At 39.7% G+C, this 26,478-nt stretch carries 27 protein-coding genes, 1 pseudogene and 1 other annotated feature; of the genes and pseudogenes, 22 read left to right on the forward strand and 6 right to left on the reverse strand.

What is annotated here, in order from left to right; all coding sequences use genetic code 11:
• Nucleotides 1–186: 186 nt before the first annotated feature.
• Nucleotides 187–321 (forward strand) — a sequence feature (ribosomal protein L10 leader region).
• A 28-nt stretch (nucleotides 322–349) separates the two neighbouring features.
• The 10 genes from rplJ (at nucleotide 350) to EAF07_RS01590 (ending at nucleotide 9,798) form a co-directional block, all read left to right on the forward strand.
• A complete protein-coding gene (gene rplJ / locus EAF07_RS01550) occupies nucleotides 350–844 on the forward strand; it encodes a 50S ribosomal protein L10 (RefSeq protein ID WP_121834548.1) in 495 nt (164 codons plus the stop codon).
• A 75-nt stretch (nucleotides 845–919) separates the two neighbouring features.
• The gene (gene rplL, locus EAF07_RS01555) at nucleotides 920–1,285 is read left to right on the forward strand and encodes a 50S ribosomal protein L7/L12 (RefSeq protein WP_121834549.1); all 366 of its coding nucleotides are present in this window, start codon (nucleotides 920–922) and stop codon (nucleotides 1,283–1,285) included.
• 517 nt (nucleotides 1,286–1,802) lie between these two features.
• Complete coding sequence (locus EAF07_RS01560; RefSeq protein WP_121834550.1) at nucleotides 1,803–2,351, forward strand: hypothetical protein; 549 nt, start codon at nucleotides 1,803–1,805, stop codon at nucleotides 2,349–2,351.
• A gap of 399 nt (nucleotides 2,352–2,750) precedes the next feature.
• The gene (locus EAF07_RS01565) at nucleotides 2,751–5,195 is read left to right on the forward strand and encodes an SH3 domain-containing protein (RefSeq protein ID WP_245962671.1); all 2,445 of its coding nucleotides are present in this window, start codon (nucleotides 2,751–2,753) and stop codon (nucleotides 5,193–5,195) included.
• Nucleotides 5,170–5,490: an SH3 domain-containing protein gene (locus tag EAF07_RS10715; protein WP_245962672.1), complete on the forward strand. Its 321-nt coding sequence runs from the start codon at nucleotides 5,170–5,172 to the stop codon at nucleotides 5,488–5,490. Before EAF07_RS01565 ends, EAF07_RS10715 begins: the two co-directional genes overlap by 26 nt.
• Nucleotides 5,491–5,601: 111 nt before the next feature.
• Entirely contained in the window at nucleotides 5,602–6,843 is a 1,242-nt protein-coding gene (locus tag EAF07_RS01570) for a CapA family protein (RefSeq protein ID WP_121834551.1), read from the forward strand.
• Between the two features lie 82 nt (nucleotides 6,844–6,925).
• Entirely contained in the window at nucleotides 6,926–7,444 is a 519-nt protein-coding gene (gene rimM / locus EAF07_RS01575; protein ID WP_121834552.1) for a ribosome maturation factor RimM, read from the forward strand.
• Nucleotides 7,434–8,159, forward strand: a complete 726-nt coding sequence (gene trmD / locus EAF07_RS01580) for a tRNA (guanosine(37)-N1)-methyltransferase TrmD (RefSeq protein WP_121834721.1) — start codon at nucleotides 7,434–7,436, stop codon at nucleotides 8,157–8,159. Before rimM ends, trmD begins: the two co-directional genes overlap by 11 nt.
• Nucleotides 8,152–8,793 carry a YczE/YyaS/YitT family protein gene (locus EAF07_RS01585; RefSeq protein WP_121834553.1) on the forward strand — a complete coding sequence of 214 codons (642 nt, stop codon included), beginning with the start codon at nucleotides 8,152–8,154 and terminating at the stop codon, nucleotides 8,791–8,793. Before trmD ends, EAF07_RS01585 begins: the two co-directional genes overlap by 8 nt.
• A 9-nt stretch (nucleotides 8,794–8,802) precedes the next feature.
• Nucleotides 8,803–9,798, forward strand: a complete 996-nt coding sequence (locus EAF07_RS01590; protein ID WP_121834554.1) for an NAD(P)/FAD-dependent oxidoreductase — start codon at nucleotides 8,803–8,805, stop codon at nucleotides 9,796–9,798.
• A gap of 184 nt (nucleotides 9,799–9,982) precedes the next feature.
• On the opposite strand, the pseudogene EAF07_RS01595 reads toward EAF07_RS01590, so the two are convergent.
• The 4 genes and pseudogenes from EAF07_RS01595 to EAF07_RS01610 form a co-directional block, all read right to left on the reverse strand.
• Nucleotides 9,983–10,090 (reverse strand): annotated as a pseudogene (locus EAF07_RS01595) (putative holin-like toxin); the annotation flags it as partial.
• Between the two features lie 426 nt (nucleotides 10,091–10,516).
• A complete protein-coding gene (locus tag EAF07_RS01600) occupies nucleotides 10,517–10,624 on the reverse strand; it encodes a putative holin-like toxin (protein WP_245962673.1) in 108 nt (35 codons plus the stop codon).
• A gap of 320 nt (nucleotides 10,625–10,944) precedes the next feature.
• Entirely contained in the window at nucleotides 10,945–11,415 is a 471-nt protein-coding gene (locus EAF07_RS01605) for a hypothetical protein (RefSeq protein WP_121834556.1), read from the reverse strand.
• A gap of 318 nt (nucleotides 11,416–11,733) precedes the next feature.
• Nucleotides 11,734–11,976 (reverse strand): hypothetical protein, encoded by a 243-nt coding sequence (locus EAF07_RS01610; RefSeq protein ID WP_121834557.1) that lies wholly within the window; start codon nucleotides 11,974–11,976, stop codon nucleotides 11,734–11,736.
• A gap of 746 nt (nucleotides 11,977–12,722) precedes the next feature.
• On the opposite strand from EAF07_RS01610, the gene EAF07_RS01615 reads away from it, so the two are divergent.
• From EAF07_RS01615 to EAF07_RS01650, 8 genes are all read left to right on the forward strand, one after another.
• On the forward strand, nucleotides 12,723–13,502 hold the full coding sequence (locus EAF07_RS01615; protein WP_245962674.1) for a DeoR/GlpR family DNA-binding transcription regulator: 780 nt from the start codon (nucleotides 12,723–12,725) through the stop codon (nucleotides 13,500–13,502).
• The gene (gene pfkB, locus EAF07_RS01620) at nucleotides 13,499–14,410 is read left to right on the forward strand and encodes a 1-phosphofructokinase (RefSeq protein WP_121834558.1); all 912 of its coding nucleotides are present in this window, start codon (nucleotides 13,499–13,501) and stop codon (nucleotides 14,408–14,410) included. Before EAF07_RS01615 ends, pfkB begins: the two co-directional genes overlap by 4 nt.
• Nucleotides 14,407–16,353, forward strand: a complete 1,947-nt coding sequence (locus tag EAF07_RS01625; RefSeq protein WP_121834559.1) for a PTS fructose transporter subunit IIABC — start codon at nucleotides 14,407–14,409, stop codon at nucleotides 16,351–16,353. The genes pfkB and EAF07_RS01625 overlap by 4 nt, the downstream gene beginning before the upstream one ends.
• An 88-nt stretch (nucleotides 16,354–16,441) precedes the next feature.
• Nucleotides 16,442–17,350 (forward strand): DUF3114 domain-containing protein, encoded by a 909-nt coding sequence (locus EAF07_RS01630; protein WP_183121639.1) that lies wholly within the window; start codon nucleotides 16,442–16,444, stop codon nucleotides 17,348–17,350.
• 185 nt (nucleotides 17,351–17,535) lie between these two features.
• Nucleotides 17,536–18,471: an HPr(Ser) kinase/phosphatase gene (gene hprK / locus EAF07_RS01635; protein WP_121834561.1), complete on the forward strand. Its 936-nt coding sequence runs from the start codon at nucleotides 17,536–17,538 to the stop codon at nucleotides 18,469–18,471.
• Nucleotides 18,464–19,246: a prolipoprotein diacylglyceryl transferase gene (lgt, locus tag EAF07_RS01640; RefSeq protein WP_121834562.1), complete on the forward strand. Its 783-nt coding sequence runs from the start codon at nucleotides 18,464–18,466 to the stop codon at nucleotides 19,244–19,246. The genes hprK and lgt overlap by 8 nt, the downstream gene beginning before the upstream one ends.
• Before the next feature lie 8 nt (nucleotides 19,247–19,254).
• On the forward strand, nucleotides 19,255–19,665 hold the full coding sequence (locus tag EAF07_RS01645; RefSeq protein WP_121834563.1) for a DUF948 domain-containing protein: 411 nt from the start codon (nucleotides 19,255–19,257) through the stop codon (nucleotides 19,663–19,665).
• A 4-nt stretch (nucleotides 19,666–19,669) separates the two neighbouring features.
• The gene (locus EAF07_RS01650; protein ID WP_121834564.1) at nucleotides 19,670–20,095 is read left to right on the forward strand and encodes a YtxH domain-containing protein; all 426 of its coding nucleotides are present in this window, start codon (nucleotides 19,670–19,672) and stop codon (nucleotides 20,093–20,095) included.
• 635 nt (nucleotides 20,096–20,730) lie between these two features.
• On the opposite strand, the gene plsY is transcribed toward EAF07_RS01650, so the two are convergent.
• Nucleotides 20,731–21,366 carry a glycerol-3-phosphate 1-O-acyltransferase PlsY gene (plsY, locus tag EAF07_RS01655; protein WP_121834565.1) on the reverse strand — a complete coding sequence of 212 codons (636 nt, stop codon included), beginning with the start codon at nucleotides 21,364–21,366 and terminating at the stop codon, nucleotides 20,731–20,733.
• A gap of 120 nt (nucleotides 21,367–21,486) precedes the next feature.
• On the opposite strand from plsY, the gene EAF07_RS01660 reads away from it, so the two are divergent.
• The 3 genes from EAF07_RS01660 to gorA all read left to right on the forward strand — a co-directional run bounded on the left by EAF07_RS01660 (nucleotide 21,487) and on the right by gorA (nucleotide 24,014).
• Complete coding sequence (locus tag EAF07_RS01660) at nucleotides 21,487–21,948, forward strand: GNAT family N-acetyltransferase (RefSeq protein WP_121834566.1); 462 nt, start codon at nucleotides 21,487–21,489, stop codon at nucleotides 21,946–21,948.
• Between the two features lie 77 nt (nucleotides 21,949–22,025).
• The gene (locus EAF07_RS01665; protein ID WP_121834567.1) at nucleotides 22,026–22,559 is read left to right on the forward strand and encodes a DUF2798 domain-containing protein; all 534 of its coding nucleotides are present in this window, start codon (nucleotides 22,026–22,028) and stop codon (nucleotides 22,557–22,559) included.
• Nucleotides 22,560–22,655: 96 nt separating this feature from the next.
• Nucleotides 22,656–24,014, forward strand: coding sequence for a glutathione-disulfide reductase (gene gorA, locus EAF07_RS01670; RefSeq protein ID WP_121834568.1), 1,359 nt, complete (start codon nucleotides 22,656–22,658; stop codon nucleotides 24,012–24,014).
• Between the two features lie 142 nt (nucleotides 24,015–24,156).
• On the opposite strand, the gene EAF07_RS01675 is transcribed toward gorA, so the two are convergent.
• Complete coding sequence (locus EAF07_RS01675) at nucleotides 24,157–25,074, reverse strand: polysaccharide deacetylase family protein (protein ID WP_121834569.1); 918 nt, start codon at nucleotides 25,072–25,074, stop codon at nucleotides 24,157–24,159.
• 116 nt (nucleotides 25,075–25,190) lie between these two features.
• Between EAF07_RS01675 and EAF07_RS01680 the strand changes: the two genes are divergently transcribed.
• Entirely contained in the window at nucleotides 25,191–26,477 is a 1,287-nt protein-coding gene (locus EAF07_RS01680; protein ID WP_121834570.1) for a homoserine dehydrogenase, read from the forward strand.
• Nucleotide 26,478: the final 1 nt, after the last annotated feature.

Here is a 26,478-nt window from a genome sequence, read left to right on the forward strand (position 1 = left end):
ATATTTTGTCATAGTAAGGACTCATTTCTAACACAAACGTCTCAGACTTAATTCCACCATAAAAATCCGTTTTAGACTAATTTCCACTTCGAAAGCTAAAGTGGAAATTACTTTGGGAAATTACCAAATTGAAAAAAATAAAGTTTTTTTATTGACACCTATATACTAACATGGTAAAATGATTAAGGTTTTAAATAAAACTGACCTAAGACAGTAGGGGAGCTGGACTCATAAACATCCTACCGAGGACAAAAAACCATATCTATTATGTGTATTTTGTACTTTCGTGTCTAGGTTTAGGTACGATTTTTTTGTGCCTAGCCAAAAATAAAAACGGAGGTAAACTTAAATGTCAGAAGCTATTATTGCTAAAAAAGCGGAACTTGTGGACGCTGTTGCTGAGCAAATGAAAGCAGCTACTTCAATCGTCGTTGTTGACGCACGTGGTTTGACTGTAGAGCAAGATACTGTTCTTCGTCGTAACTTACGTGGTGAAGGCGTTGAGTATAAAGTGATTAAAAACTCTATCCTACGTCGTGCTGCTGAAAAAGCTGGTCTTGAAGGAATGGCTGAAATGTTCGTAGGACCATCAGCTGTTGCATTCTCAGATGATGCTGTTGCTCCAGCTAAAATCGTTTACGATTTTGCTAAAACTGCTGACGCTCTTGAAATCAAGGGTGGTGCTGTAGAAGGTAAAGTTTCAACTAAAGCTGAAATCGAAGCACTTGCTACATTGCCAAACCGCGAAGGTATGCTTTCTATGCTCCTTTCTGTACTTCAAGCGCCAGTTCGCAACGTTGCATACGCTGTCAAAGCAGTTGCAGAAAAAGAAGACGCAGCTTAATCAAATGGCGTCAGCTTGTAGCAGCTTAAAGCTACACTTAACATTATAAAAATACCTATTTGGAGGAAATTCACAATGGCATTGAACATTGAAAACATTATTGCTGAAATTAAAGAAGCTACAATCCTTGAACTTAACGACCTTGTTAAAGCAATCGAAGAAGAGTTTGGCGTAACTGCTGCTGCTCCAGTTGCTGTTGCAGCTGCTGGTGCTGGTGCTGAAGAAGCTAAAGACTCATTCGACGTTGAGTTGACTTCTGCTGGCGACAAAAAAGTTGGCGTTATCAAAGTTGTTCGCGAAATCACTGGTCTTGGTCTTAAAGAAGCTAAAGAACTTGTTGATGGTGCACCAGCTATGGTTAAAGAAGGCGTTGCAACTGCAGAAGCTGAAGAAATCAAAGCTAAACTTGAAGAAGCTGGAGCTTCAGTTACTCTTAAATAATAGAGCAACTACTCAAGTAGCCTAAAACATGATTAAACCGCTATTCTTCGGAGTAGCGGTTTTTCTTTTTATCTGAAAAGGAGCAAACTATTGATAAAGTTTATCTAGCACGTCTACAACTTGTGACTTATACTCATCCAAAATCAAAATTAGCAGTTTAAGTAAAATCAAGAACCAATAAATGGTTTGATTTATCAGAGCTTCTTTCGCCATGGTGGTATTCTTATTAGTGAAACTGTCCAGTGGACAGTTTTAGCCCAAGCTCAGAAATAAAAGAGCGAGGGGAATTTGCTTGATAAGAACGGATTTTTGGGAGAACTACAGAAATTGAAAGTCAATTTCGTAGTAGTTCCCCGCAAGGATGATTAGGTTAGACGCTGTCGAGTAGTCGACAAGTACAGCCAATCATCTACTGTGAAAAAAGAGGCTCAAAAAGTAGCAATGAAACTCCGTCTCAAAAGGTTCCCCAAACCTTTTGAGCGTCCGCACCTTTTAAGAAAGAAGCAAAAAGTAATTTTTGATTTTTGTTAAGTATAAATCTAAAACAAGCCAAACAACCTCGAAAAATAGTCAGTCTTCTAAAAATCCTAAAAAGCAAACCACCACAACGGAGAGTTTAGAAAGTAAAAGGATTGAGTCAACAAGCCAGATTGAAGCACAGACAAGTCAAAATGAGAATACTTCCCAATCACAGGTAAGTGAAGCTGCAACTCAGCTTCAAGGAGGAACAGGAGTCTGGGAAGCGACTTCGGGTATTTTAGATATAGATAAAGAAGTTTCAGTCTATGTTGCATCTGATAAATCAAGTGAGATTGTCTTTACTAAACCTGTTGGTAGTCAAGTAGAATGGGATAAATATTCAGGACAAACGCATGAAGAAAATGCATGTAACCATTTTCTAGCTACATGCATTTTTTCAAAATATTTTCACGACATTTACACACATACATCGATTCAGCCTCTTTTTCGTCTATATTATAACAAAATTTCATGGCTAAAAATATATCTTTTTATGAAAAATCGTTATCTGAAAGCGATATTTTCTTCATGCGTTTGTCGTGGATAAATATTTTAGAGATAACGGTGACTGGTGGTATTCTTTTGTAGTTCAAGATAGGGAAAAATCAGCACGATACTACATTGCCTACTCTGACATCCAACATTAATATTTTGGGAGGTTTATTCTTGTAAGCCTCCCTTTTTCTAAAAATATTGTAGAAAATGATTTTTTACACTAAAAATGTCACAGAAAATCGAATAGTTATATGAGGGATTTAAAATCAAGAGAATAAAACCGATCTCTGATTAGCAATTACCAGTAATGCTGTGCTATTTTCATCAGATTAGTTTACAAGTCTATTTACAAATATTACAAAAAAATGACAAACATTACAGTTATATATTGACAATGAAAATATAAAGGATTATAATGAAGGCGAAAAAAAAGAATAGTGAGGAAGTAGTTATGAAACAAGAATTTTTTGGGCATCAGAAACAACGTTTTTCCATTAGGAAATATTCCTTTGGAGCTGCTTCAGTATTACTTGGTAGCCTGTTGCTTTTTGGGAATAAGACCGCAATGGCAGACGATATGTCTCATTGTTGCTGTGCTTGTTCTATGAAAAATCACATGGTTACAGAAATAAGCCATACAAGTCCGATAGATCAGCCAGTAGAAAATACTAATAGTGTGGTAGAAAATCCAGCATTAGAAGAAGTGACACAAGCGGGTGAACTTAATAAAGTTAATTCTGCACAGTCAGCAGATAATGCCTTGACATCTTCTGTGGAGATTACGACAAATCGACTCACACCTGAAAAGTCACCAGAAATCAATACTGATACAGCTGTAGAGTCTGTAGAGCCAAAGGTCATGGAGAGTGAAGTTGAAACCCAACCAGTAGTAGTTGAAGAAATTGTCAAACCAAGTCTCCCAGATAAAGGAACCTACACCTTCAAGGAAAACACAGAGGTCAAAAACGAAGCCAAAGTTTCAGCACCGATGCAATTTTACTATCCAAAAGGTGATAAGGTCAATTACGATAAAGTCTTGGTAAATGACGGACACCAATGGTTGTCTTACATCAGCTTCAATGGCATGCGCCGTTACGCCGATTTGGGTAAAGTTGAAACTAAGGTAGTGGCGCCAAAATCAGAAACAAAGCCAACAGTTCAAACTACACCAAAAGTAGAAGCTCAGCCAGTTGTTAAAGAGACTGTAAAACCAAGTCTTCCTGACAAAGGAACCTACACCTTCAAGGAAAACACAGAGGTCAAAAACGAAGCGAAAGTTTCAGCACCGATGCAATTTTACTATCCAAAAGGTGATAAGGTCAATTACGATAAAGTTTTAGTAAATGATGGGCACCAATGGTTGTCTTACATCAGCTTCAATGGCATGCGCCGTTACGCAGCTTTGGGTAAAGTTGAAACTAAGGTAGTGGCGCCAAAATCAGAAACAAAGCCAACAGTTCAACCTACACCAAAAGCAAAAACTCAGCCAGTTGCTCTAACTCTAGCGCCACAAGGAACCTACACCTTCAAGGAAAACACAGAGGTCAAAAATGAAGCGAAAGTTTCAGCATCAACGCAATTCTACTATCCAAAAGGGGACAAGGTCAATTACGATAAAGTTTTAGTAAATGATGGGCACCAATGGTTGTCTTACATCAGCTTCAATGGTATGCGCCGTTACGCGGATTTGGGTAAAGTTGAAACTAAGGTAGTGGCGCCAAAATCAGAAACAAAGCCAACAGTTCAAACCACACCAAAAGCAGAAGCTCAGCCAGTTGTTAAAGAGACTGTTAAACTGAGTATTCCAGCACAAGGAACTTATCGTTTTGAGAAGACTGCAGCGGTTAAGAATGAAGCACGTGTTGCAGCAACTACTCAATTTCATTTTGATAAGGGAGAGAGTGTTAACTACGATAAGGTTTTAACCAATGATAACCATAACTGGATTTCTTATATTAGCTATAGCGGTACTCGTCGCTATGTTGATTTGGGTCAGGTGGTGACAAGAGAAGTGACTAAGGGTGATTCGTCAAGTCAGGGAAAAGAGATTGATAGCTCTGCTATTTCCCCCATATCTAAACCGACAGAAGTAAAACTCACTGGTAATATTCACGTTGAAAACCAATCAGAAAAAGGTTTTGACATTGTGATTAGTGATATCTCAACCCCTAAAAAATTATCTGAAATTCTTGTGCCTACTTGGACGACACAAGATGGTCAAGATGACCTTCAATGGTATAAAGCAACTGAAGAAGCCACAGGTCGTTACAAGGTTTCTGTGAACATCAGCAACCACAAAAATAAGGCTGGTGAGTACAATATTCACTTGTATTATCGTCAAAATGACGGACAGTTAACATTTGTGACTAAAACGACAACAGAGGTTAAAGCTGCAGTGTCTACGGCTAATAAGGAAGTGACTTACAAAGGTTCATATTATAGTATTCAAGGAAAATATGATGAGATTGTCATCGCTAATAAGAAATATCCTTTAGCATCAACCTATAACCCTGGAGAAAATCCAAAAGCGAGAGAAGCTTTTATCCGCTTACGAAATGACATGATTAACCAAGGATTTAATGTTGGGAAAACCTATAGCGGTTTTAGGAGTTACGAGATACAGAAATCCCTTTATCAAACGTATGCTAATAGTGATGGTTCTGCAGCAGCAGACCGTTACTCAGCCAGGGCAGGACATAGTGAACATCAGACTGGTTTAGCTTATGATTTTACAGATAAATCAGGTCGCTTACTTGAGGACAAAGCAGCGGCAGATTGGTTGCAACAGAATGCTCATAAATATGGTTTTGTGGTGAGATATTTGCCAGGAAAAGAAGCTGTCACAGGTTATATGGAAAGAACCATGGCATGTGAGATATATCGGAAAAGAAGCTAAAGAGGTCTATGACTCTGGCCTAACTTTGGAAGAATATTATGGCTTTTCTGGAGGAGACTATAAGAGCCCGGCGGTTATGCCACAACCAAGCTCAACTGCTATTGCTCCACAAGGTGTTTATACCTTTACCAAACGGTCTTCAATCAAAGCAGAACCAAAGATGTCAAGTTCAGAACTAGCTTACTATGATGCTGGAGAAACAGTTAATTATGATAAGGTGCTAACTTCTGAAGGACGCCAATGGATTTCTTATATTGGTTTTAGTGGTAATAGACGGTATATAGCGATTGCTTAATACGGAATTCCTCACTCGTCTGTGGGGATTTTTCGTCAATAGACCTCATGTTATAAACCGCTTTCTTATCTTTTCCAAAAATGTTATAATAATCAAACAGGAGGACGGATTATGGATCAAAGACACGTGCAACGACGACATCAAAAAAAACGCCGACTGGGATTGTTATTTAGTCTGTTAGTTTTAATACTCTTTTTAGCATTCTTACTGGAAAGACGTCTAAGTACGGGAGATTTTGTTTTAAACAATACGATTAAAACAACTTTAGAGAAAGAAAAAGCAGAAAAATCGAAGGTACGTACAGCTCGTGTTGTTGCCAACGGCGATATCTTGATTCACGATATTCTTTATACGTCAGCTTATCAGGAGGATGGGTCTTATCGGTTTGATCCTTATTTCACCTATGTTAAAGAATGGATTGAGAAAGCAGATTTAGCCATCGGTGACTATGAGGGGACGATTAGTCCTGATTTTCCACTAGCGGGCTATCCACTATTTAATGCGCCAGCAGAAATTGCTCAAACGATAAAAGATACAGGATATGATGTTATCGATTTGGCGCATAATCATATTTTGGATTCGCAGTTATCTGGAGCTTTGAATACGGTTGAAACATTCAATAAACTTGGTTTAGATACGATTGGTGTTTATACAGAGAATCGGGAGAAACAGGATTTTCTTATCAGAGAAGTTAATGGTATTAAAATTGCGATTCTAGGTTATTCTTATGGCTATAATGGCATGGAAGCTAATCTCACTGAAAAAGAGTATCAAAAGCACATGTCTGATTTGGATGAGGAGAAGATTAAGAAAGAGCTCAAGAAGGCTGAGAAATTGGCTGATGTGACCATTGTCATGCCTCAGATGGGTGTTGAGTATTCTTTGGAACCAACGGCAGAGCAGGTAGACTTGTATCATAAGATGGTTGATTGGGGAGCAGATGTTGTATTTGGTGGACATCCTCACGTGGCAGAGCCGTCAGAAATTGTTAATCATAAGGGTGACAAAAAGCTAATCATCTACTCAATGGGAAACTTTATTTCCAATCAAACCTATGAAATGCTTGGAAACTACTGGACAGAGCGTGGTTTGTTTATGGATGTTACCTTTGAAAAAACAGGAGATAAGACTGTTATCAAAACAGCTAAGGCACATCCAACAATGGTCTGGGCTTGGCACAAAGGAACCTATAATCCAACCTATAACTATCCAAACTTTGATTACCGAGTGATGATTTTGGAAGATTTTCTAGAAGGCGGTAAATACCGGTCAGAGATACCAGCTGATATCCAAGAGAAGGTTGACATTGCCTATCAGGAAATGAACGACTTAGTCGGATTAAACTGGAAATAAAAGAAAGCTAACGAAAGTTGGCTTTTTTAGAGCTCTCGTGGTAAAATAAAGAGTGATTTCTAAGTAGAAAAGAAGAGAGAAAATGAATTATTTTAATGTTGGAAAAATTGTTAATACCCAAGGTTTGCAAGGTGAGTTGCGCGTGATGAGTGTCACTGATTTTGCGGATGAACGGTTTAAAAAAGGTAGCTGTTTATCAGTGTTTGATGACAAGGACAACTTTGTGATGGAAGTTGAAGTTGCAACGCATCGTAAGCAAAAAAACTTTGATATTGTGAAATTCAAAGGGCTTTACCATATTAACGATGTTGAAAAATACAAAGGATTTTCACTCAAAGTGGCTGAGGAAAATTTATCAGAATTAGAAGAGGGGGATTTCTATTACCATGAAATCATCGGTCTCGATGTTTATGAAAATGATGTTCTGATTGGTCAGGTTAAAGAAATTCTACAACCAGGAGCTAATGATGTCTGGGTCGTTAAGCGTAAAGGAAAACGCGATTTATTACTTCCTTACATTCCGCCAGTTGTTCTAAATGTGGATATTGAGGGGAACCGTGTTGATGTCGAAATCATGGAAGGACTTGATGATGAAGATTGATATTCTGACCCTATTTCCTGAGATGTTTGCACCGCTTGAGCACTCCATTGTCGGTAAGGCTAAAGAAAAAGGTTTGCTTGAGATTAACTACCATAATTTTCGTGAAAATGCAGAAAAGGCTCGTCATGTCGATGATGAGCCTTATGGTGGCGGTCAAGGAATGTTACTTCGTGCTCAGCCCATTTTTGATACCATTGAAAAAATTGAAGCGAAAAACCCTCGTGTGATTCTCCTTGATCCAGCAGGACGTACCTTTGATCAAGCTTACGCAGAAGAATTGGCTCAGGAAGACGAGTTGATTTTTATTTGTGGTCATTATGAGGGGTATGATGAGCGGATTAAGACACTCGTGACGGATGAAATTTCACTAGGGGATTTTGTATTGACGGGTGGTGAACTTGCAGCCATGACCATGGTGGATGCGACGGTGCGCCTTATTCCAGACGTGATTGGTAAGGAGGCCAGTCATCAAGATGATAGTTTTTCATCTGGACTTTTGGAGTACCCACAGTACACCCGTCCATATGATTTTCGTGGCATGACTGTGCCTGATGTTTTGATGTCTGGACATCATGAGAATATCCGCCTTTGGCGTTTGGAACAAAGCCTCAGAAAAACTTTGGAACGTAGACCAGATCTACTTGAGGTGTACCATTTTACTGAAGAAGAAAAAGAACTATTAAATAAGATAAAAAAAGAGGAAATTGATGGATAAACGTATTAATTGGGCACAGTGTGCTGTCTATTTGCTTGGAGTGATCATTTTAGCGGCGGGGATTACGCTGAATACTAAGAGTCTCTTAGGGGTTTCTCCGGTGACAACTTTACCTTATATTGCAACGGTATTATCTGGTATTTCACTAGGTACAACGAGTTTTATTTCCTACTGTGTGATGTTGCTTTTACAGGCGATTTTATTGGGGAAAACGTTTAGACCGATTCAATTGCTTCAGCTTATTGCAAGTGTACTGACCAGTTATTTTATTGAAGTTTTTGATGGGTTAATGCCAGCTGCCGAAGGGGTTGTCCTACAAGGGATTTTTCTGCTCCTTGCGGTTGTCTTAATTGCGATTGGAGCTTCACTTATGATTGCCATGCAGTTAATTCCTAATCCTGCGGATGCTTTGGCGGATGTGATTGGTTTGGTAGCTAAAAGAGGATTTGGTTATGGTAAAAATCTTTTAGATGCTATTCACATTGTGTTGGCATTAGTGATTGGTTTTCTAGCGGGTCAACCGCTACTTGGTATCGGAGTAGGGACCATTATTTCGATGGTGTTAACTGGTCGTGCAATTGCGCTCGTTCACCCTTATTCCGAAGCCTTATTTAAACGTATTCAAGAAAAGTAAGGAGTAAGTATGACACAGACTATTCATGATATTACGATTATTGGTGGGGGTCCTGTAGGACTTTGGGCAGCCTTCTACGCTGGCTTACGTGGCATGAACGTGCAGATTATTGAAAGCTTATCAGAGCTTGGCGGGCAGCCTGCCATCCTTTATCCTGGAAAGAAGATTTATGATATTCCGGGCTATCCAGTCACAACAGGTGCTGAATTAACTGAGAAATTGCTGGAACAGTTAGAGCGTTTTAAGGACAAGACCACAATCTGCCTTAAAGAAGAAGTACAAACTTTTGAAAAGGTAGATGGTATTTTTCATATTAAAACCAATAAAGCTGAGCATTTATCCCGTTCTATTATTATTGCATGCGGTAATGGGGCCTTTGCGCCACGTCCTTTGGGCGTTGACGGTGAAGAACGTTATGCCGATACGACTATTTTCTACAATGTTCACAAATTGGATCAGTTTGCTGGCAAGAAAGTGGTTATCTGTGGTGGTGGGGACTCGGCAGTTGACTGGGCAAATGCCCTTGAAAGTATCGCTGCGAGTGTCACGGTTGTTCACCGCCGAGATAGCTTTCGAGCTCATGAACACAGTGTAGAGGTCATGGAAAACTCTTCTGTGGAGATACTAACTCCTTATGTTCCTCTTTCAATTTCTGGGGAAAATGGCAGAGCGACCAGTTTGACAGTCCAAAAAGTGAAATCAGAAGAAACACTTGACTTACCACTAGATGCTTTGATTGTCAGCTTCGGCTTTTCAACTAATAATAAAAATCTTAAACATTGGAATGTGGATTACAAACGCACCTCAATCAACGTATCTCGTACCTTTGAAACCAGTCAAGAAGGTGTTTTTGCAATCGGTGATGCCGCAGATTATGAAGGCAAAGTTGAGCTGATTGCCACAGGATTTGGTGAAGCGCCGATCGCAGTAAACGAAGCTATCAAATACGCGCACCCAGACAAGGACAACCGTCCAGTACATTCAACCTCGTTAATTAATGAGTAAATGTTATAGGATAGACGATTTTTTCATGTGTTTGAAGCAAGTCTCACTTGCAAAATGTTGGTCAATGCTTTATAATAAGAATACTAAAAGGAGTTGCGCTAACAACTCCTAGTGTAAATCCGTTTAAGACGGTAGCTAATTTTGGGTTAAAGAATAACCGTCAACTTGCTAAAGTTTAGGACGGTTATTTCTTTTTGTCTTTATCGCTGAAGATTTTATAGCACAAGCCAATCAAAGTAATGGTAAAGGTACCAAAACCTAAGATAGTTTGCACAACTTCAAACGCAGTCAAAAAGTGCTACTCCGACGTTTCTTGGCGTAAAACGATATTTTTTACGCCAAGAACTAGTGCAAGGAGTAGTTAAATCGCCATAGCGATTAACGTTAGCGACTTGCCTTTCTATCCAGATTTTAGTACTTACATTCATAAGCACCACCACCTTTCTGATAGGTTGCAGCTACCGTCATAACTTATTCACTTTGTTATTTTAACATGTCGTCGGAAGTTGTTCAAATAAGTTTGTCTATAAACTGCTAAACGTTCGGATAATCGTTGTCGCACATTTAACTAAGTCTTGCTTGCAAAATATCAGTCAATGCTTTATAATGAAGATATAAAAAGGAGTTGCGTCAACAACTCCTAGTGTAAATCCGTTTAAGACGGTAGCCAATTGAATAATTAAGAAATAATCGTCAAATCGGCTAAAGTATAAGACGGTTATTTCTTTTTATCATTAAGCAAAATGAGTGCTATAACAAGTGTTAGTAGAGCAATGATAAGATTACCAAAGTTCAACATCAACTGTAAAGCCTCTGCTACAGACAAAAGTTGCTACTCCTTTCTATCCAGATTTTAGTACTTACATTCATAAGCACCACCACCTTTCTGATAGGTTGCAGCTACCGTCATAACTTATTTACTTTGTTATTTTAACACAGTTGCAGAAGTTGTTCAAATAAGGTTGTTTAGAAACTACTAAACGTTCGGATGATCGTTGTAATATGTTTGACAGTGTTTACTTGTTGTTAAGTAAAAATGAGTATGAGTACAAAAGCCCAAGGATCAGCGTGCGATTCTTGGGCTTTTGTTATATATCATGTTAGCTGAGGATGAATCAGGAAATAGTAAAATCAATTTACCAAATGCTATAAAAAAAATGTGGTCACCTGAGCATAAATATCAGCGAAAAAGCCAAAAATAGTATCAATAAAGTTTTCTGGCTGTTCCGTATGCTGTTGACCATGTAAATCTGGGTCTAATACCGGATCAATAATAAAATTTGGATCAGTTAAACGACTCCAACCATTCCAATAACCTAAATTATAACCTTCTTTAAATCCTCTGGAATAATCCTCATTAATCTCCTTGTAACTTGGAAGATTGTCTAATGGAGGGGAATCGTACGGATTTTTAGCACCAGATTTGTTACCATTTTTGTATCCTAAATCGTACCCATCGATAAAACCTTGGTTACTTGGTTCTTCAAATTGTTGCTGTTTCAATGCTGAATCGATTGAGTCCGCAATTACGGTTGTCTCCATTGCTAGGCTAGAACTGAAGAAGGCGAAGGCGATAGCGCCTGTTCCGATAAGTTTTTTGATTGCTTTAGATTTCATTATCATGATTTCTCCGTTTTTGTGTTTCATTTAAGGTGTTAAAAGAATCTTAGTGCAAATTTGTTGAATATAGTAGTCAAGTTTTATGGCTAATAAGTGACAGTCCTGTCAATTACAGTTTGAGGGGGATTTTTAGTGTTTACTATGATGAAAGCCAAAAGCCAAGAATCCCTCTATAATGATTCTTGGCTTTTTTGCTCCTTGGATAGCTGAGGATAAATCAAGTTAATGTGGTTTTAGAATCAGTAAGTATCTCAGCTAAAATGTTAAAGAAGTTTGCTAACTCAGTGGAGAGTGAAGCAAAACGATTATATGGATTTAATTAATGGGAAAAAACCAACTTAATACTGTCAATGCGACACCAATAATAGTGTCAAAAATTGTTGATTCAGCTTCCGTACTATTTTGTTCTGCTTCAGGACCGCTAACTTCAGGACCGCTAACTTCAGGAACTTTAGAGCCGTATTTACTTTGATATGTTGCTGTATATTCTGTCTTGTAACTGTCTCTGTAACTGCGTAGATAATTTTCGTTATCTTCATTTCTTTCATATTTAGGCATATCTTTACCTTCAGGATAAATATGTTCGAAATCGGGATGTTGACCATTGAATTTATTGTCTACAGCATCGTAAAAACCTTGAAATCCACCGTCTTCACGCCCTTTTAAAAATGGATCCTTTACCTGAGAAGATACGGAAGCTCCCTACGCCTTCACTGGTGTCCCCATTGCTAGGCTGGCGCTAAAGAAAGCAAAAGCAATAGCGCCTGTTCCGATAAGTCTTTTGACTGTGTTAGATTTAATCATAATGATTCCTCCATTTTTTATTTTAATTTTAGGACAATTTTCCTGTCTCAAAATCTTTGTCATTATACTGCAATAGCAGCTATCTATCAATACACATTTCATGAATTTGTCTATTTATTAGGTTAACCATAGACTATCTTAATATAACTTATGTTAATTTCATATTATTAAGGTTTTCTTTATTTTCTTAATGTTATTTTTAGAAAAAGAGCAGCTTGAAACTAAAGTCGGCTCGGTGTAATGTGATGCTTTATTATCAATAAATAGGAAGATATTGATAATAGTGAGGTGTTTTTTTGGGGGATGGTCAGAGAATGGCACAGCTGATCTAGCTTTTTTGTAGGTGTCATGGTTATGGTGTAAGAATATGACTGTTAACCTTTTGAATCGAACGTTGGTTTAGGAGCGATTTAGGCATTAATTTGATGACTATTGTGCTTTTCGTGCTTTTTGGGAGTTTTTGAGAGATATTGCTTGACTTTGCTAGAAAATAGTGTAGAATGAATTCTGTAAACGATTGCAGAGGAGGTGCCCCTATTTTAAAATCTGAGCGTAAACAGCTGATTATGGATAGGTTGTCAGAAGAACATTTTGTGACCTTGGAAGAGTTAGTGGGTTTACTAGAGACCTCGGAGTCAACGGTTCGAAGGGATTTGGACCAGTTGGAGTCTGAAAATAAGCTCCGCCGTGTTCATGGCGGTGCAGAGAGTTTACAGACGTTGAGAGATGAACCGAGCAACCTTCAAAAATCTGTCAAAAACATTCAAGAAAAACGACAAATTGTCACTCGAGCTCTAGAAGAGATTCATCCTAATGATGTGATTTTTATAGATGCTGGAACGACAACGGCGCTCTTGGTAGATATTTTGACAGACACGACGGTGACGGTGGTGACCAATTCGGTACACCATGCCAGTCAGTTGATTGATAAAGGCATTCGGACAATTATCATTGGTGGTTTTGTGAAGCAAACCACGGATGCTAGTGTCGGTCAAGCGACTTTGGCACAAATTAACCAGCTTAATTTTGATAAGGCTTTTATTGGAATGAATGGTGTGGATTCAGCTTACCTGACGACACCTGATTACGAGGAAGCCATGGTCAAAAAAGCGGTTATTGAAAATGCTAAAGAGTGCTTTGTCCTAGTCGATTCTTCAAAATTTGGTCATATCTCCTTTGTTAAGGTTGCAGAAATTGAAAAGGTAACGCTGCTGACATCAGAAAGTAGCTCTGCCATTTTCCAAAAAATAAAAGAAAAAACGAGGGTAATAGAAGTATGATTTATACGGTAACCCTAAACCCATCCATTGACTTTATCGTCCGTCTTGACAGTGTTGAAATTGGCGCTGTTAATCGTATGGATAGTGACGATAAGTATGCGGGTGGAAAAGGGATTAACGTTAGTCGTATCCTGCAAAAGCTAGGTTACGACAATACGGCTACTGGTTTTATCGGTGGTTTTACAGGTCGATTTGTAACAGATGGTTTGGTGGCTGAAGGCATCAAGACTAATTTTGTTCAAGTGGATCAAGACACGCGCATTAACGTTAAAATTAAGGCGGATCATGAGACTGAAATCAATGGGACAGGTCCAGTCATCACGGAAGGTCAGTTGGTAGAGCTTGAAACCGTCCTCTCACAAGTGACGCCAGATGATGTGGTGGTCTTTGCCGGTTCAGCTCCGTCAAACCTTGGTAATCAGGTTTATAACCGCTTGATTCCTTTGGTGAAAAAAGCTGGCGCAGAAGTGGTTTGTGACTTTGAAGGACAAACATTGCTTGATAGCTTAGCTTATGAGCCACTCTTGGTGAAACCAAATAACCATGAGCTCGAAGCGATTTTTGGTGTAGAGCTAAATGGCATTGATGACATTGAAACCTACGCACGTCAAATCTTAGCTAAGGGAGCTAAAAACGTTATCGTTTCAATGGCAGGTGACGGTGCGCTCCTAGTGACGCCAGAAGCGGCTTATTTTGCAAAACCAATTAAGGGTCAAGTAAAAAATTCAGTTGGTGCTGGTGACTCAATGGTGGCTGGCTTTACTGGTGAATTTGTCGCTACTGGAAATCCACTTGAAGCGCTCAAATGGGGTGTGGCCTGTGGAACAGCGACAGCTTTCTCAGATGATTTGGCAAGCATTGACTTTATTAAAGAAACTTTTGAAAAAGTAGAGGTAGAAAAACGATGAAAATTCAAGATTTATTGAAGAAAGATTTGATGTTGCTTGATCTTCAAGCAATTTCAAAAGAAATGGCGATTGACGAGATGATTACAAAACTCGTTGAAAAGGATATTGTGCACGATTTTGACATCTTCAAAAAAGGTATCATGACTCGTGAAGAGCAAATGACAACTGGTCTTGGTGATGGAATTGCCATGCCACACGCTAAAAATATTGTGGTAGCTGAGCCAGCAGTTCTTTTTGCAAAATCAAACAAGGGTGTTGATTACCAATCACTTGATGGTCAACCGACTGATTTGTTCTTTATGATTGCGGCACCTCAAGGGGCAAATGACACACACTTAGCAGCCCTTGCTGAATTGTCACAATACCTTTTGAAAGATGGTTTTGCGGATAAACTTCGTGCGGCAAACACACCAGAAGAAGTGATTGCAGTTTTCGATGCTGCTTCTGAAAAAGCAGAGGCTGAAACAGTTGTTGCTCCAGCAGAAGGTCAAGATTTCATCGTAGCAGTTACAGCATGTACAACTGGTATTGCCCACACTTACATGGCAGAAGAATCACTTAAAAAAGTGGCTGCTGAAATGGGTGTTGCTATTAAAATTGAAACAAATGGAGCTTCAGGTGTTGGTAACAAATTGACAGCTGAAGATATTGCCAAAGCTAAAGGGGTTATCATTGCAGCTGATAAAGCAGTTGATATGCCTCGTTTCAATGGTAAACCACTTGTGAGCCGTCCAGTTGCTGATGGTATCAAGAAAACAGAAGAGCTAATCAACATCATCTTAAACGGTGAAGCAGAAACTTATGTGGCTAAAGACGGCGCTCAAGCGGCTGCTTCAGAAGAAAAAATGTCAGCAGGTCAAGCTTTCTATAAACACTTGATGAGTGGTGTATCACAAATGCTTCCATTCGTTATCGGTGGTGGTATCATGATTGCCTTAGCTTTTCTATTTGATAACATTTTAGGTGTTCCTAAAGATCAGCTTGGAAATCTTGGATCATATCATGAAATTTCTTCAACTTTCATGAAGATTGGTCAAGCTGCCTTTGGTTTCATGATTCCAGTATTTGCTGGTTATGTGGCTTACTCAATCGCTGAAAAACCAGGTATGGTTGCAGGTTTTGTTACTGGTGCCATTGCTTCAAATGGTTTGGCTTATGGTAAAATTGCTTACGCTGCTGGTGGAGAAGCGACAGCAGGTCTTGCAGGTGTGCCATCAGGTTTCCTTGGTGCTCTTGTAGGTGGTTTCCTTGCTGGTTACCTTGTTCTTGCACTTAAAAAATACGTGAAAGTGCCACGTTCATTGGAAGGTGCAAAATCTATTCTGATCTTGCCACTCTTTGGTACTATTTTGACAGGTCTTGCGATGTTGGCAGTTAATATCCCAATGTCAGCAATCAATACAGCACTTAATGACTTCTTGAACGGTTTGTCAGGAAGCTCAGCTGTTCTTCTTGGTCTCCTTGTTGGTGGTATGATGGCGATTGACATGGGTGGTCCAGTTAATAAAGCCGCTTATGTTTTCGGTACTGGTACACTTGCAGCTTCTGTGACAAACGGTGGTTCAATCGTGATGGCGGCTGTTATGGCTGGTGGTATGGTTCCACCTCTTGCAGTTTTCATTGCAACACTTCTTTTCAAAGATAAATTTACTGATGAAGAACGTGATTCAGGTTTGACGAACATCATCATGGGTCTTTCATTTATTACGGAAGGTGCGATTCCATTTGCCGCTGCTGACCCAGCGCGTGCTATCCCAAGCTTTATCGCAGGTTCTGCGATTGCAGGTGGACTTGTTGGTCTTGCTGGTATCAAATTGATGGCGCCACATGGTGGTATCTTCGTTATCGCATTGACATCAAATCCATTCCTTTACCTTGCATTTGTCCTTGTCGGAGCAATCATCTCAGGTGTCCTATTTGGTTACCTTCGTAAAGCGAAATAAGATAAACAGTTAGAAAAGCTCGTTTGAGCTTTTCTTTTTTGCTATAATGAGGGGGATAACTTGGGATAATTCTAGGAAAGGAGAAACAATGCAAGAGATTTGGCAAAGGTATTTGCAATTGAAACGCTTTTTTAAGTTACCTTGGTCACAGCAGAGTATAGAAGAACTGAAAAATATGACCACCATTGATCCACGTCTGGGTTCATCAACTTTCAAGAAACTTTGGACTATTGAAAAAAAGCATTCTTCTCCCAAACAGTTATTAAAGCTAATCATGAGTTTGCTTGATTTTCCAGAGTTAACGGGAGATATGGCACAGACTCGTTATCTCTTATCACTGATTTCTCCTAGTTTAGCTCCAGATGATACCTTTTGGTGGGACATCGCAGAGCAGGTAGATAAGGCTTTTCCTGGAGAGAGTTTGGCTCAAGAAGGGAAGTTGGCAAGGCAAGTACACCAGCTGCGCTATCTGATCTCTTGTCACCAAGCGGAGTATGTGCGCCAGCATTTTCGCCATAAAAATCAAACAGATGCAGAGGGCTTGGCACGTTATTTGAAACACCGTTCCTACACCCTCTTAGAATCTGCTCGTCTTCACAATAAAGTCATGGTAAAAGACGGAGTGCCTTATTATCCAGACGGTAAGGTTAGTTACAATATAAAAATCCTTCAAAGGTTCCACACGGAGTTTATTCTGAGCAGTTCGGGGTGTTTTTTAAATGAGATTGATCCTGAAAAAATGACGGTGGCTGGTGTGGTTAATGGTGCGAGTTTTAATTATGCGACACGAAACAATCAACGGCACTGGGAGCTAGATGTGATGCCTGTCAGTCCCCACGACCCTGATTTTCGTTGGAAGGTGAGGAGAGGATTTGTAGCCCCTACATGGAGTGACTATAGTAAGCGGAGTTTTTTACGGACTAAACCAGCTTATCCTTGTCTGAGGTTAGTCAATAAAGAAGTCAGACGTTTTTCTCAAATGATTAGAAAAGCATAGGTGATATTGCTGTTGGTTGGCTAGTAGCGATGTTTGAGAGAAAATTTAGGGGAGTTCAAACGGATTAACGTTGGACTGACAAACAGAAGAGCTCTTTAAAACGGGGCTAGCATTTTCAAAAATCCTTAAAAAATGCTATAATGAATAAAATAGAGTGCAAAGCGCTTACTTTGGAAAGGAAATTTATGACACTTACTGTAAAAATGTTAGTGGATAAGGTCAAATTAGAAGTGATTTATGGGACCTGGGAACTTCTGAATAAGGAGATTACAACGTCTGATATTTCACGCCCAGGTCTAGAAATGACTGGTTATTTTACCTATTATTCACCAGAACGTGTTCAACTTCTAGGGATGAAAGAATGGTCTTACTTAATGAGTATGACTAGCCATAATCGTTATGCAGTCCTAAGTGAAATGTTTAAGCCAGAAACGCCAGCAATTGTCGTGGCTCGCAATTTAGAGATTCCTGAGGAAATGCTTCAGGCTGCTAAAGAAAAAGGCACCGCTGTTTTACGTGGGCGTATTCCAACCAGTAGCCTTTCAGGTGAAATGTCTTGGTACATTCATTCCTGTCTTGCAGAAAGAACCAGTGTTCACGGTGTCTTGATGGATATCTACGGAATGGGTGTTTTAATCCAAGGGGATTCTGGAATTGGTAAGAGTGAAACAGGTCTTGAATTGGTAAAACGTGGCCACCGATTGGTGGCTGATGACCGAGTTGATGTTTATGCTAAAGATGAAGAAACTCTATGGGGTGAACCAGCGGAGATTTTGCGCCATCTCTTGGAAATTCGTGGTGTTGGGATTATTGACATTATGAGCCTCTACGGTGCTAGTGCGGTGAAAGGCTCTTCTCAAATCCAATTAGCGATTTACCTTGAAAACTTTGAAGCAGGTAAGGTTTTTGACCGTTTGGGAAATAGCAACGAAGAAATTGAATTTGCAGGTGTCAAAATTCCTCGCGTACGTATTCCGGTTAAAACAGGTCGAAATGTCTCTGTTGTGATTGAGGCTGCTGCGATGAACCACAGAGCTCGTCTGATGGGCTACGATGCGACAAAGACTTTTGAGGATCGTTTGACAGCTCTCATTAGCCAGAATGGAGCTACTAATGATTGATCCAGTTGCTATTAAATTAGGTCCTATCGCCATTCACTGGTATGCCCTGATTATTATGACTGGTGTAGCGCTAGCGGTTTATCTTGCTAGTAAAGAAGGGCCCAAAAAGAAGATTTCAGCAGATGATGTGACAGATTTTATTCTCGTTGCTTTCCCTCTTGCCATATTGGGAGCAAGGCTCTATTATGTCATCTTTGAGTGGTCGTACTACAGCAAGCATCTTAATGAAATTTTTGCCATTTGGAATGGTGGTCTTGCGATTTACGGAGGTCTTCTGACCGGTGCGGTGGTACTTTTTACTTTTTCTTACTACCGTATGATTAAGCCGATTGACTTTTTGGATATTGCAGCTCCAGGAGTGATGATTGCTCAGAGTATTGGACGCTGGGGAAATTTTGTCAATCAAGAGGCTTATGGAAAAGCGGTGCAGCATCTCGATTACCTGCCCAGCTTTATCAAAAAGCAAATGTATATTGATGTGAGCTATCGAACGCCTACCTTCTTGTATGAAAGCCTTTGGAATTTCTTAGGATTTCTCGTGATTATGGGACTTCGCCGTCGTCCAAATCTGTTAAAACAGGGAGAAATAACAGCCTTTTACCTTATCTGGTATGGCTGTGGCCGTTTTGTAATTGAAGGAATGAGAACCGACAGTCTCATGTTGATGGGCTTACGAGTCTCTCAATGGCTCAGTGCTATTCTAGTGATTACAGGCGTGGTATTTGTTGTCATTCGACGTCAGAAGAATGATATTCCTTACTATCAAACGAAATGAGGTGACTTATGGATTTAGGTGGCATTGCACTTTTAATTATTGCAATTGCAGTTGTGGTTTTAGTTGTTTTCTTGGTTCTTTTTATCAAAAAATTAACGGAAACTGTCGAAGAAACGAAACAAACCATTAAATTATTGACCAGTGATGTTAATGTGACCCTTTACCAAACGAATGAAATCTTAGCTAAGGCTAATGTTTTGGTAGATGATGTGAATGGAAAAGTCGCAACGATTGATCCGCTCTTTACAGCTATTGCTGATTTATCAGTTAGTGTGTCTGATTTGAATGAACAGGCACGCAACCTTTCGTCAAAAGCAAGTAAGGGAACAGCTGTTGTTGCTAATACGGGCAAAGCTGCTTTCGCAGCACGTATGGCTTCAAAACTATTTAGTAAAAAAGATAAAAAAACGGAGGTATAAGCTCATGGGGAAATTTCTAAAAAGTGTTATTCTAGGTGCAGCATCTGGTGCAGCGGCAGCTTATTTTCTAGGAACTGAAAAAGGGAAAGAACTTGTTGCTAAAGCAAAAGAAAATTTTGACGACTATAAGGCTAATCCTGATGCTTATCATGAAGCAGCTAAAGGAAAAGTGGCTGAGTACAAAGATTTGGCAACAGAAACCTTTACTGAGTATAAAGGCAAATGGGAATCAGGTGAGTTTAGCGCTGAGAATATCGGGCAAGCAGTAAAAGCAACTGTTGAACAAGTTAAAGAAAAAGTTAGCGAGACAGTTCAAACCGTCTCAGAAGAGGATATCATTATCGTTGAAGTCCCAGAAGAAGTTGTTAAAGAAGATATTGTCATCGATTTAACTGACCAGTCTGATACTGACCTTTCAGAAGATAACTAAGTGATTAAAAATCGGTATTGGTAGTGTAAAAGCTGTGTGTAGCCAATCATTTGAAAGTGATAATAGGAAGAAGCTGGGAAAAACTTGCCCAGCTTCTTCTATTTTGCCATAATCTTTTGACCAGTAGTTGGCTGGCTTGTCTTTTACCTTGGGGATAAAGTGGATAAATAGGCTAACCAAGAGGTGTTGTGAAATTATTCAGTGAGATAAGATTAACAATTGACTAGCGAGGGAAATAAAGCATTTGAATTTTTGCGATTCTTTTTAAATGTTGTTCTTAGTGCTGATAATGATTTGGTGTAGCAGTTGACTTTATTTAGGAAAAGAGCTGATGAAAAATGAAGATGAGAAAGTTGCTCATAAAAATCATATTGTGATAATATGTAATCGGATACAAAATTGAGTAACAAAAAAGCACCGAATCGGTGCCCACTTTTTCAAGTTGGATACGGACTGGATTAAAAATCACTGCCTTATTTTAACTCGCTGTGTTGTTTCGAATGGTTCCAACACAAGTTCATCTTGTCTTACACAGATATAGATGTTTTAGAGATGTGTTGTTTCGAGTGGTTTTGAATCTAGTATTTATCATAATAAATCGTTTAAGGAAGAAAAAATAAGCATCAAGTGAATGCTCATTTTTTTTGTTGCTTGGTAAGGTTTAGTCCCCATGGGACGAGGTTTTCGGTTTTTGCTTTTATTCGAGAGATATTTTCTTTGTGTCGAACCATAATGACGGCTGCGATTAGGAGAATGAGAAGGCTAAAAAGTGGGTCGTAGGTTGTTAGGATGAAATCAATGGCAGGGAAGATAGCGATTCCTAGGATAGCAGCGGTGGCGGCAATGACGCTCGAAAGAGAAATCATGCTAAAGAGGTATAGGCTGGCTACAAAAATAATGGCTAGGTAGAGAAGAAAACTCGGTGCAAAGCCTAAGAGAACCCCAGCGCTCGTAGCGACAGCTTTTCCACCACGAAATTGAGCGAAGATGGGAAAGGTATGTCCTAAAATAGCAAAAAATCCAATCATAAGAGGTGATATGGAACTGCCAAACCAGATAGGGAGTAAGGTCGCTAGTGTCCCTTTGAGGACATCAACAGCAAGAACGACTAACCCAGCTTTGACTCCAAGGACACGGAAGGTATTGGTTGTTCCCATATTTCCTGAACCATGTTCGCGGAGATTAATCTTAAAAAATTGCTTCCCAATCCAAAGACCAGTCGGGATTGAACCAAGCAGATAGGCGATTAGAATAAAAAGTAATGTTTTCATGTTTCCATTATAGCATAAGAAGCACGATTTTTGATATAATGGACAAAAATTAGAAAGGGAGCTCAGCTAAACTAGGAGGAAAACTTATCTTTTAGTTTTAGTGCTTTTAGGAACTATAAAATGATTAGACGTGCGACATCAGCCGATATTCCTGCTATTCAACGCTTATTAGGTCAGATTCTACAGGTTCATCATGAAGCTAGACCAGATATTTTTAAAGGTAGTGGCGGTAAGTTTACAGATGAAGAGCTTGAGTTGCTTTTAACAGATGATACCAAACCTGTTTTTGTTTATGATAATGGCAAAGCTGTTATCGGACATCTCTTTTTAGAGATAAAAGAAGCTAAAGGAGCAGTTCTTGAGCCTGTAAAATCTCTCTTCATAGATGACTTATGTGTGGATAAGGATGTTCGAGGTGGCGGAATTGGTCAAGAATTGTATAGCTTTGCCTTAGCTTACGCCAAAGAAATAAGTTGTTACCATCTAACTTTGAATGTTTGGAATGATAATGTTTCGGCGCTCCGCTTTTACCAAAAGCAAGGCATGAAACCCTTACATACAGAAATGGAAATTATCTTGTAATTTTTTGAAAAAATTGCTTACGAAGAAAAATTTTTTATGGTATAGTAAAATCTAATGTTTTAGAAATGGAGTTTATAATGCCTAGAAATTTTAAAGAAGCGATGTTGTTTACAGTGATGATGTGTGGCATCATGGTGTTTGGGATGTCAATCTGGAACCTTTATATGAATACAGGATCAGTTCATTGGGGACATGTATTTGCGGGGTACTTGCCTGGATTTGCTGTTGCCTTTCTTCTGGATGTGATTTTGGTAGGGCCAATTGCTAAGAAAATTGCTTTTACGATGTTACATCATATCGGTCACCACGAGAAGCGTTGGGTGAAAATTGTGGCTATCTCAGGGACAATGGCACTCTTTATGGTGACTTTCATGTCACTCTATGGTCTGATTTTTAACTTGATTATTGGTCAGGGGCTGCCTTGGTCGGTGATTACGTTAGGGGCTTATGGCAAAGCATGGCTGACGAATTTTGTAGCTGCTATTCCTCTTAATTTCCTCATCGCAGGCCCGATATCTCGCTTTATTTTGGGACGCCTTCAAAAACCATTTCCTGGTGAAGATAAGGTTGAGGACTTTGATAATGATGATGAATTACCTGAAATTATCTAACCCAAAAATGTCGTAGCAGTTTTTTGTCTGCTACCTTTTTTTATGTTAGAATAAAGAAAATTGTACCAATCGGTCTAGTTTAAAAAAGGAGAAAATATGTCAGAAGTAAAACAATATGACTATATCGTTATCGGTGGTGGTTCAGGAGGTATTGCTAGTGCTAACCGTGCAGCCATGCATGGTGCTAAGGTCATCCTGTTTGAAGGAAAAGAAGTCGGAGGAACCTGTGTCAATGTCGGCTGTGTGCCTAAAAAAGTCATGTGGTATGGTGCTCAGGTTGCTGAAACCCTCAATCATTATGCGGCAGAGTATGGTTTTGAAGTGGAGACGAAAAACTTTGATTTTTCAACATTGAAGGCTAATCGTCAGGCTTATATTGACCGAATTCACGGGTCTTACGAGCGTGGATTTGATAATAATGGTGTGGAACGTGTGTATGAATACGCGACTTTTGTAGATGCTCATACGGTAGAAGTGGCTGGGCAACGTTATACAGCGCCTCATATTTTGATTGCGACAGGAGGTCATGCCCTCTATCCAGACATTCCGGGTGCTGAGTATGGTATCACCTCTGATGGATTCTTTGAGCTGGATGCTGTTCCTAATCGTACAGCTGTTGTAGGCGCAGGCTATATTGCGGTAGAGGTGGCTGGTGTTCTCCATACTCTGGGTTCGGAGACGCATCTTTTTGTCCGTCAGGACCGTCCGCTCCGCAATTTTGACCAAGAAATTATCGGAACATTGACTGATTATATGGCAGAAAATGGTCCTACTTTACATACGCGGTCTGTTCCTAAAGAAGTGATTAAGAATGCTGATGAGTCGTTGACTTTGGTTTTAGAAAATGGGCAGAGCTACACTGTTGATACGCTTATCTGGGCCATCGGGCGTCGTCCTAATGTAACTGGATTTGGTTTGGAAAAAACAGGTGTTGCTTTGACAGACCAAGGTTATATTGCTAGCGATGACTATGAAAATACAAACGTATCAGGAATTTATGCCCTTGGGGATGTGACTGGTAAATTAGAATTAACGCCTGTTGCTGTTAAAGCGGGTCGTCAATTGTCAGAGCGCTTATTCAACGGTAAAACGAATGCTAAGATGGATTATAAGGATGTGGCAACCGTTATTTTTAGTCACCCAGCCATTGGTTCAATCGGTTTGTCAGAAGAAGCAGCCATCGCTGCATTTGGTGCTGAAAACATCAAGGTTTACCGTTCAACCTTTACACCAATGTACACAGCTCTGGGAACACACCGTCAACCAAGTAAGATGAAGCTCGTTTGTCTTGGGGAAGAGGAAAAAATCATTGGGCTTCACGGTATTGGATACGGCGTGGATGAAATGGTACAAGGTTTCTCAGTTGCTATTAAGATGGGCGCAACAAAAGAAGATTTTGATAATACCGTTGCCATTCATCCAACAGGTGCCGAAGAATTTGTAACGATGAGATAATTAGTACTGTAATTTGAATCAAGAATAGGATGATAAAAAACATACTAATCAACTTATTCCATCTCACTCGAATAAGTTAGTATCTTGTTCTAAATTGTTATGGTAAAACACTCCATTCAACGTTGAACGGAGTGTTTTCTTGTTATTCAATTCGACTAATCAGTTCATCGGCAGTTGTTGTTGGGAACATCCGTACACGGTTAAGGGTGAGTAATCCGTTTGCTGCGCTAGCAACGCCTTCGTTTGTCGTGACACCAAGTTTATAATGCAGTTGCTGCGCGATGTTAATTGTCGTATCAGAATACCGACCAGCTGGATAGGCAACAGCGATAGTGTCTTGTGAAAAGGTTTGATCAAGATAGGTTTTTGAATCGCTGAGTTCGGAGGTTTGAGTATCTGGCGTTGAATACTCTAAATCTGGATGATTGACAGTGTGTCCCTGCAAGGAAATACCATTTGCCTTCATTTCTTGCATTTCTTCCACGGTTAAATTTCCTTCGTGATTAACCGTTCCTGTGATGACATTGTTGGTGGCTTTAGCACCGTACTTAGCAAGAATCGGATAGGCGTAGTCATAAAAATCCCAGAGGCTATCGTCAAAGGTAAGCCAGACAACCTTTTCAGCAGGGAGACTATTTTCAGTAAGGGCACGATAGGCTTCTTCAGGACTTAAAAAATAGTAACCGTCATCTTTTAGGCGCTTGATATGGCTCTCAAAAATATCTGGTGCCACGATAAGATTAGCATTAGCAGCTTCCTCAGGAGCCATGACATGGATAGCGTGATACATGAGAATTGGGATGCTGACAGGTTGCTCTTGTGTCGTCCAAGTGACGGTTTCCGTTTCAGAGGTGTTTTCGATTTGTTGGGCTTGTTCAGTTGTTTCTTGGACTTGGGAAATAGCAGAGCTGGTTTGAGTTGTTTTCTGATTAGCTTCTTTAGCGTCAGCCATTTTCCAAAAGAAGAAAAGAGCAAAGCAGCTAAGCAGGATGATGAGGGAGAGTAATACGCCTAGGAATGGCGAACGACGGTGTCTCGAACGGCGAGAGGGTCTGGACATATGAGGCTCCTTTGTTGTTTTTTGTCTATTATATCAAAAATCTGAGAATGAGAAGACTGTCAATTCAGAATTTTTTGTTATAATAGGACGTAATAAATCTTTTTAGGGGTAATAATATGACAATTAAACTTGGATTGCTTGGATTTGGTACTGTAGCGAGCGGTATTCCGTTTTTATTAGAAGAAAATGGTGAAAAAATCACAGCAGCAGCGAAACGACAGATTGAAATCGCTAAGGTATTGGTCAAGGATGATGAGGAAAAAAATCGTTTGTTAGCAGCAGGGCACGATTATCATTTTGTGACAAGTATTGATGAGATTGTCTCGGATGATTCGATTGACATTGTGGTTGAATTGATGGGACGGATTGAGCCTGCAAAAACCTTTATTACAAAGGCTTTGGAAGCAGGTAAACATGTGGTATCAGCTAATAAGGATTTGATTGCTAGTCACGGTAAGGAGTTGATTTCTCTTGCTCAAGAAAAGCAGTTGGCTTTCTACTATGAGGCAGCTGTGGCAGGTGGTATTCCAATTTTGCGGACCTTAGCTAATTCTTTAACTTCAGATAAAATTACCCGTATTTTAGGCGTTTTGAATGGGACATCTAACTTCATGTTGACCAAGATGGTTGATGAAGGTTGGTCTTATGAGGATGCCCTCAAAACGGCTCAAGAATTAGGCTATGCAGAGAGTGATCCTACTAATGACGTTGAAGGGATTGATGCAGCCTATAAGGCAGTTATCCTTAGCCAATTTGGTTTTGGCATGACGATTTGTTTGGAAGATGTGACGCACAAAGGCATTTCAACGATTAGCACGGATGATGTTGCGGTTGCGCAACAGCTCGGTTATGTGATTAAGCTGATTGTTTCGATTGAGGAAACGCCATCAGGGCTCTTTGCAGAAGTGTCACCAAGCTTTGTGCCGAAATCTCATCCTTTGGCAAGTGTTAATGGTGTGATGAATGCTGTCTTTGTCGAGTCAATTGGTATCGGTCAGTCCATGTATTACGGACCTGGTGCTGGACAAAAACCAACAGCGACAAGTGTTGTGGCAGATATTGTACGTATTGCTCGTCGTTTGAATGATGCCACTGTTGGTAAAGCCTTTAATGAATTTACCCGTGAGACAACGATTGCAGACCTTTCAGATGTTAAGAGCCGTTACTACTTTGCGATTGAAACCCCAGATAAGAAAGGACAGCTCCTTCGTTTAGCAGAGATTTTTAATGCTGAAAATATTTCTTTCGAACAGGTGCTTCAGCATAAGGCAAATGGTGAAACGGCTCGTGTGGTCATTGTGACTCATGAAATGAGCAAAACTGCCTTAGCCAATGTGACGGCTAAATTAGCAGATGTGGTTGAATTTAAGGTCTTAAATAGCTTTAAAGTGTTAGGAGAGTAAG

Origin of the sequence: Streptococcus hillyeri (assembly GCF_003686955.1) — a bacterium.
In the GTDB taxonomy this organism is placed as follows: domain Bacteria; phylum Bacillota; class Bacilli; order Lactobacillales; family Streptococcaceae; genus Streptococcus; species Streptococcus hillyeri.

Bases quoted from the DNA above. Each gene is read 5' to 3' on its own strand.
- rplJ (WP_121834548.1), top strand. From the start codon at position 350: ATGTCAGAAGCTATTATTGCTAAAAAAGCGGAACTTGTGGACGCTGTT.
- rplL (WP_121834549.1), top strand. From the start codon at position 920: ATGGCATTGAACATTGAAAACATTATTGCTGAAATTAAAGAAGCTACA.
- EAF07_RS01565 (WP_245962671.1), top strand. From the start codon at position 2,751: ATGAAACAAGAATTTTTTGGGCATCAGAAACAACGTTTTTCCATTAGG.
- EAF07_RS01570 (WP_121834551.1), top strand. From the start codon at position 5,602: ATGGATCAAAGACACGTGCAACGACGACATCAAAAAAAACGCCGACTG.
- rimM (WP_121834552.1), top strand. From the start codon at position 6,926: ATGAATTATTTTAATGTTGGAAAAATTGTTAATACCCAAGGTTTGCAA.
- trmD (WP_121834721.1), top strand. From the start codon at position 7,434: ATGAAGATTGATATTCTGACCCTATTTCCTGAGATGTTTGCACCGCTT.
- EAF07_RS01585 (WP_121834553.1), top strand. From the start codon at position 8,152: ATGGATAAACGTATTAATTGGGCACAGTGTGCTGTCTATTTGCTTGGA.
- EAF07_RS01590 (WP_121834554.1), top strand. From the start codon at position 8,803: ATGACACAGACTATTCATGATATTACGATTATTGGTGGGGGTCCTGTA.
- EAF07_RS01605 (WP_121834556.1), bottom strand. From the start codon at position 11,415: ATGAAATCTAAAGCAATCAAAAAACTTATCGGAACAGGCGCTATCGCC.
- EAF07_RS01610 (WP_121834557.1), bottom strand. From the start codon at position 11,976: ATGCCTAAATATGAAAGAAATGAAGATAACGAAAATTATCTACGCAGT.
- EAF07_RS01615 (WP_245962674.1), top strand. From the start codon at position 12,723: ATGAATTCTGTAAACGATTGCAGAGGAGGTGCCCCTATTTTAAAATCT.
- pfkB (WP_121834558.1), top strand. From the start codon at position 13,499: ATGATTTATACGGTAACCCTAAACCCATCCATTGACTTTATCGTCCGT.
- EAF07_RS01625 (WP_121834559.1), top strand. From the start codon at position 14,407: ATGAAAATTCAAGATTTATTGAAGAAAGATTTGATGTTGCTTGATCTT.
- EAF07_RS01630 (WP_183121639.1), top strand. From the start codon at position 16,442: ATGCAAGAGATTTGGCAAAGGTATTTGCAATTGAAACGCTTTTTTAAG.
- hprK (WP_121834561.1), top strand. From the start codon at position 17,536: ATGACACTTACTGTAAAAATGTTAGTGGATAAGGTCAAATTAGAAGTG.
- lgt (WP_121834562.1), top strand. From the start codon at position 18,464: ATGATTGATCCAGTTGCTATTAAATTAGGTCCTATCGCCATTCACTGG.
- EAF07_RS01645 (WP_121834563.1), top strand. From the start codon at position 19,255: ATGGATTTAGGTGGCATTGCACTTTTAATTATTGCAATTGCAGTTGTG.
- EAF07_RS01650 (WP_121834564.1), top strand. From the start codon at position 19,670: ATGGGGAAATTTCTAAAAAGTGTTATTCTAGGTGCAGCATCTGGTGCA.
- plsY (WP_121834565.1), bottom strand. From the start codon at position 21,366: ATGAAAACATTACTTTTTATTCTAATCGCCTATCTGCTTGGTTCAATC.
- EAF07_RS01660 (WP_121834566.1), top strand. From the start codon at position 21,487: ATGATTAGACGTGCGACATCAGCCGATATTCCTGCTATTCAACGCTTA.
- EAF07_RS01665 (WP_121834567.1), top strand. From the start codon at position 22,026: ATGCCTAGAAATTTTAAAGAAGCGATGTTGTTTACAGTGATGATGTGT.
- gorA (WP_121834568.1), top strand. From the start codon at position 22,656: ATGTCAGAAGTAAAACAATATGACTATATCGTTATCGGTGGTGGTTCA.
- EAF07_RS01675 (WP_121834569.1), bottom strand. From the start codon at position 25,074: ATGTCCAGACCCTCTCGCCGTTCGAGACACCGTCGTTCGCCATTCCTA.
- EAF07_RS01680 (WP_121834570.1), top strand. From the start codon at position 25,191: ATGACAATTAAACTTGGATTGCTTGGATTTGGTACTGTAGCGAGCGGT.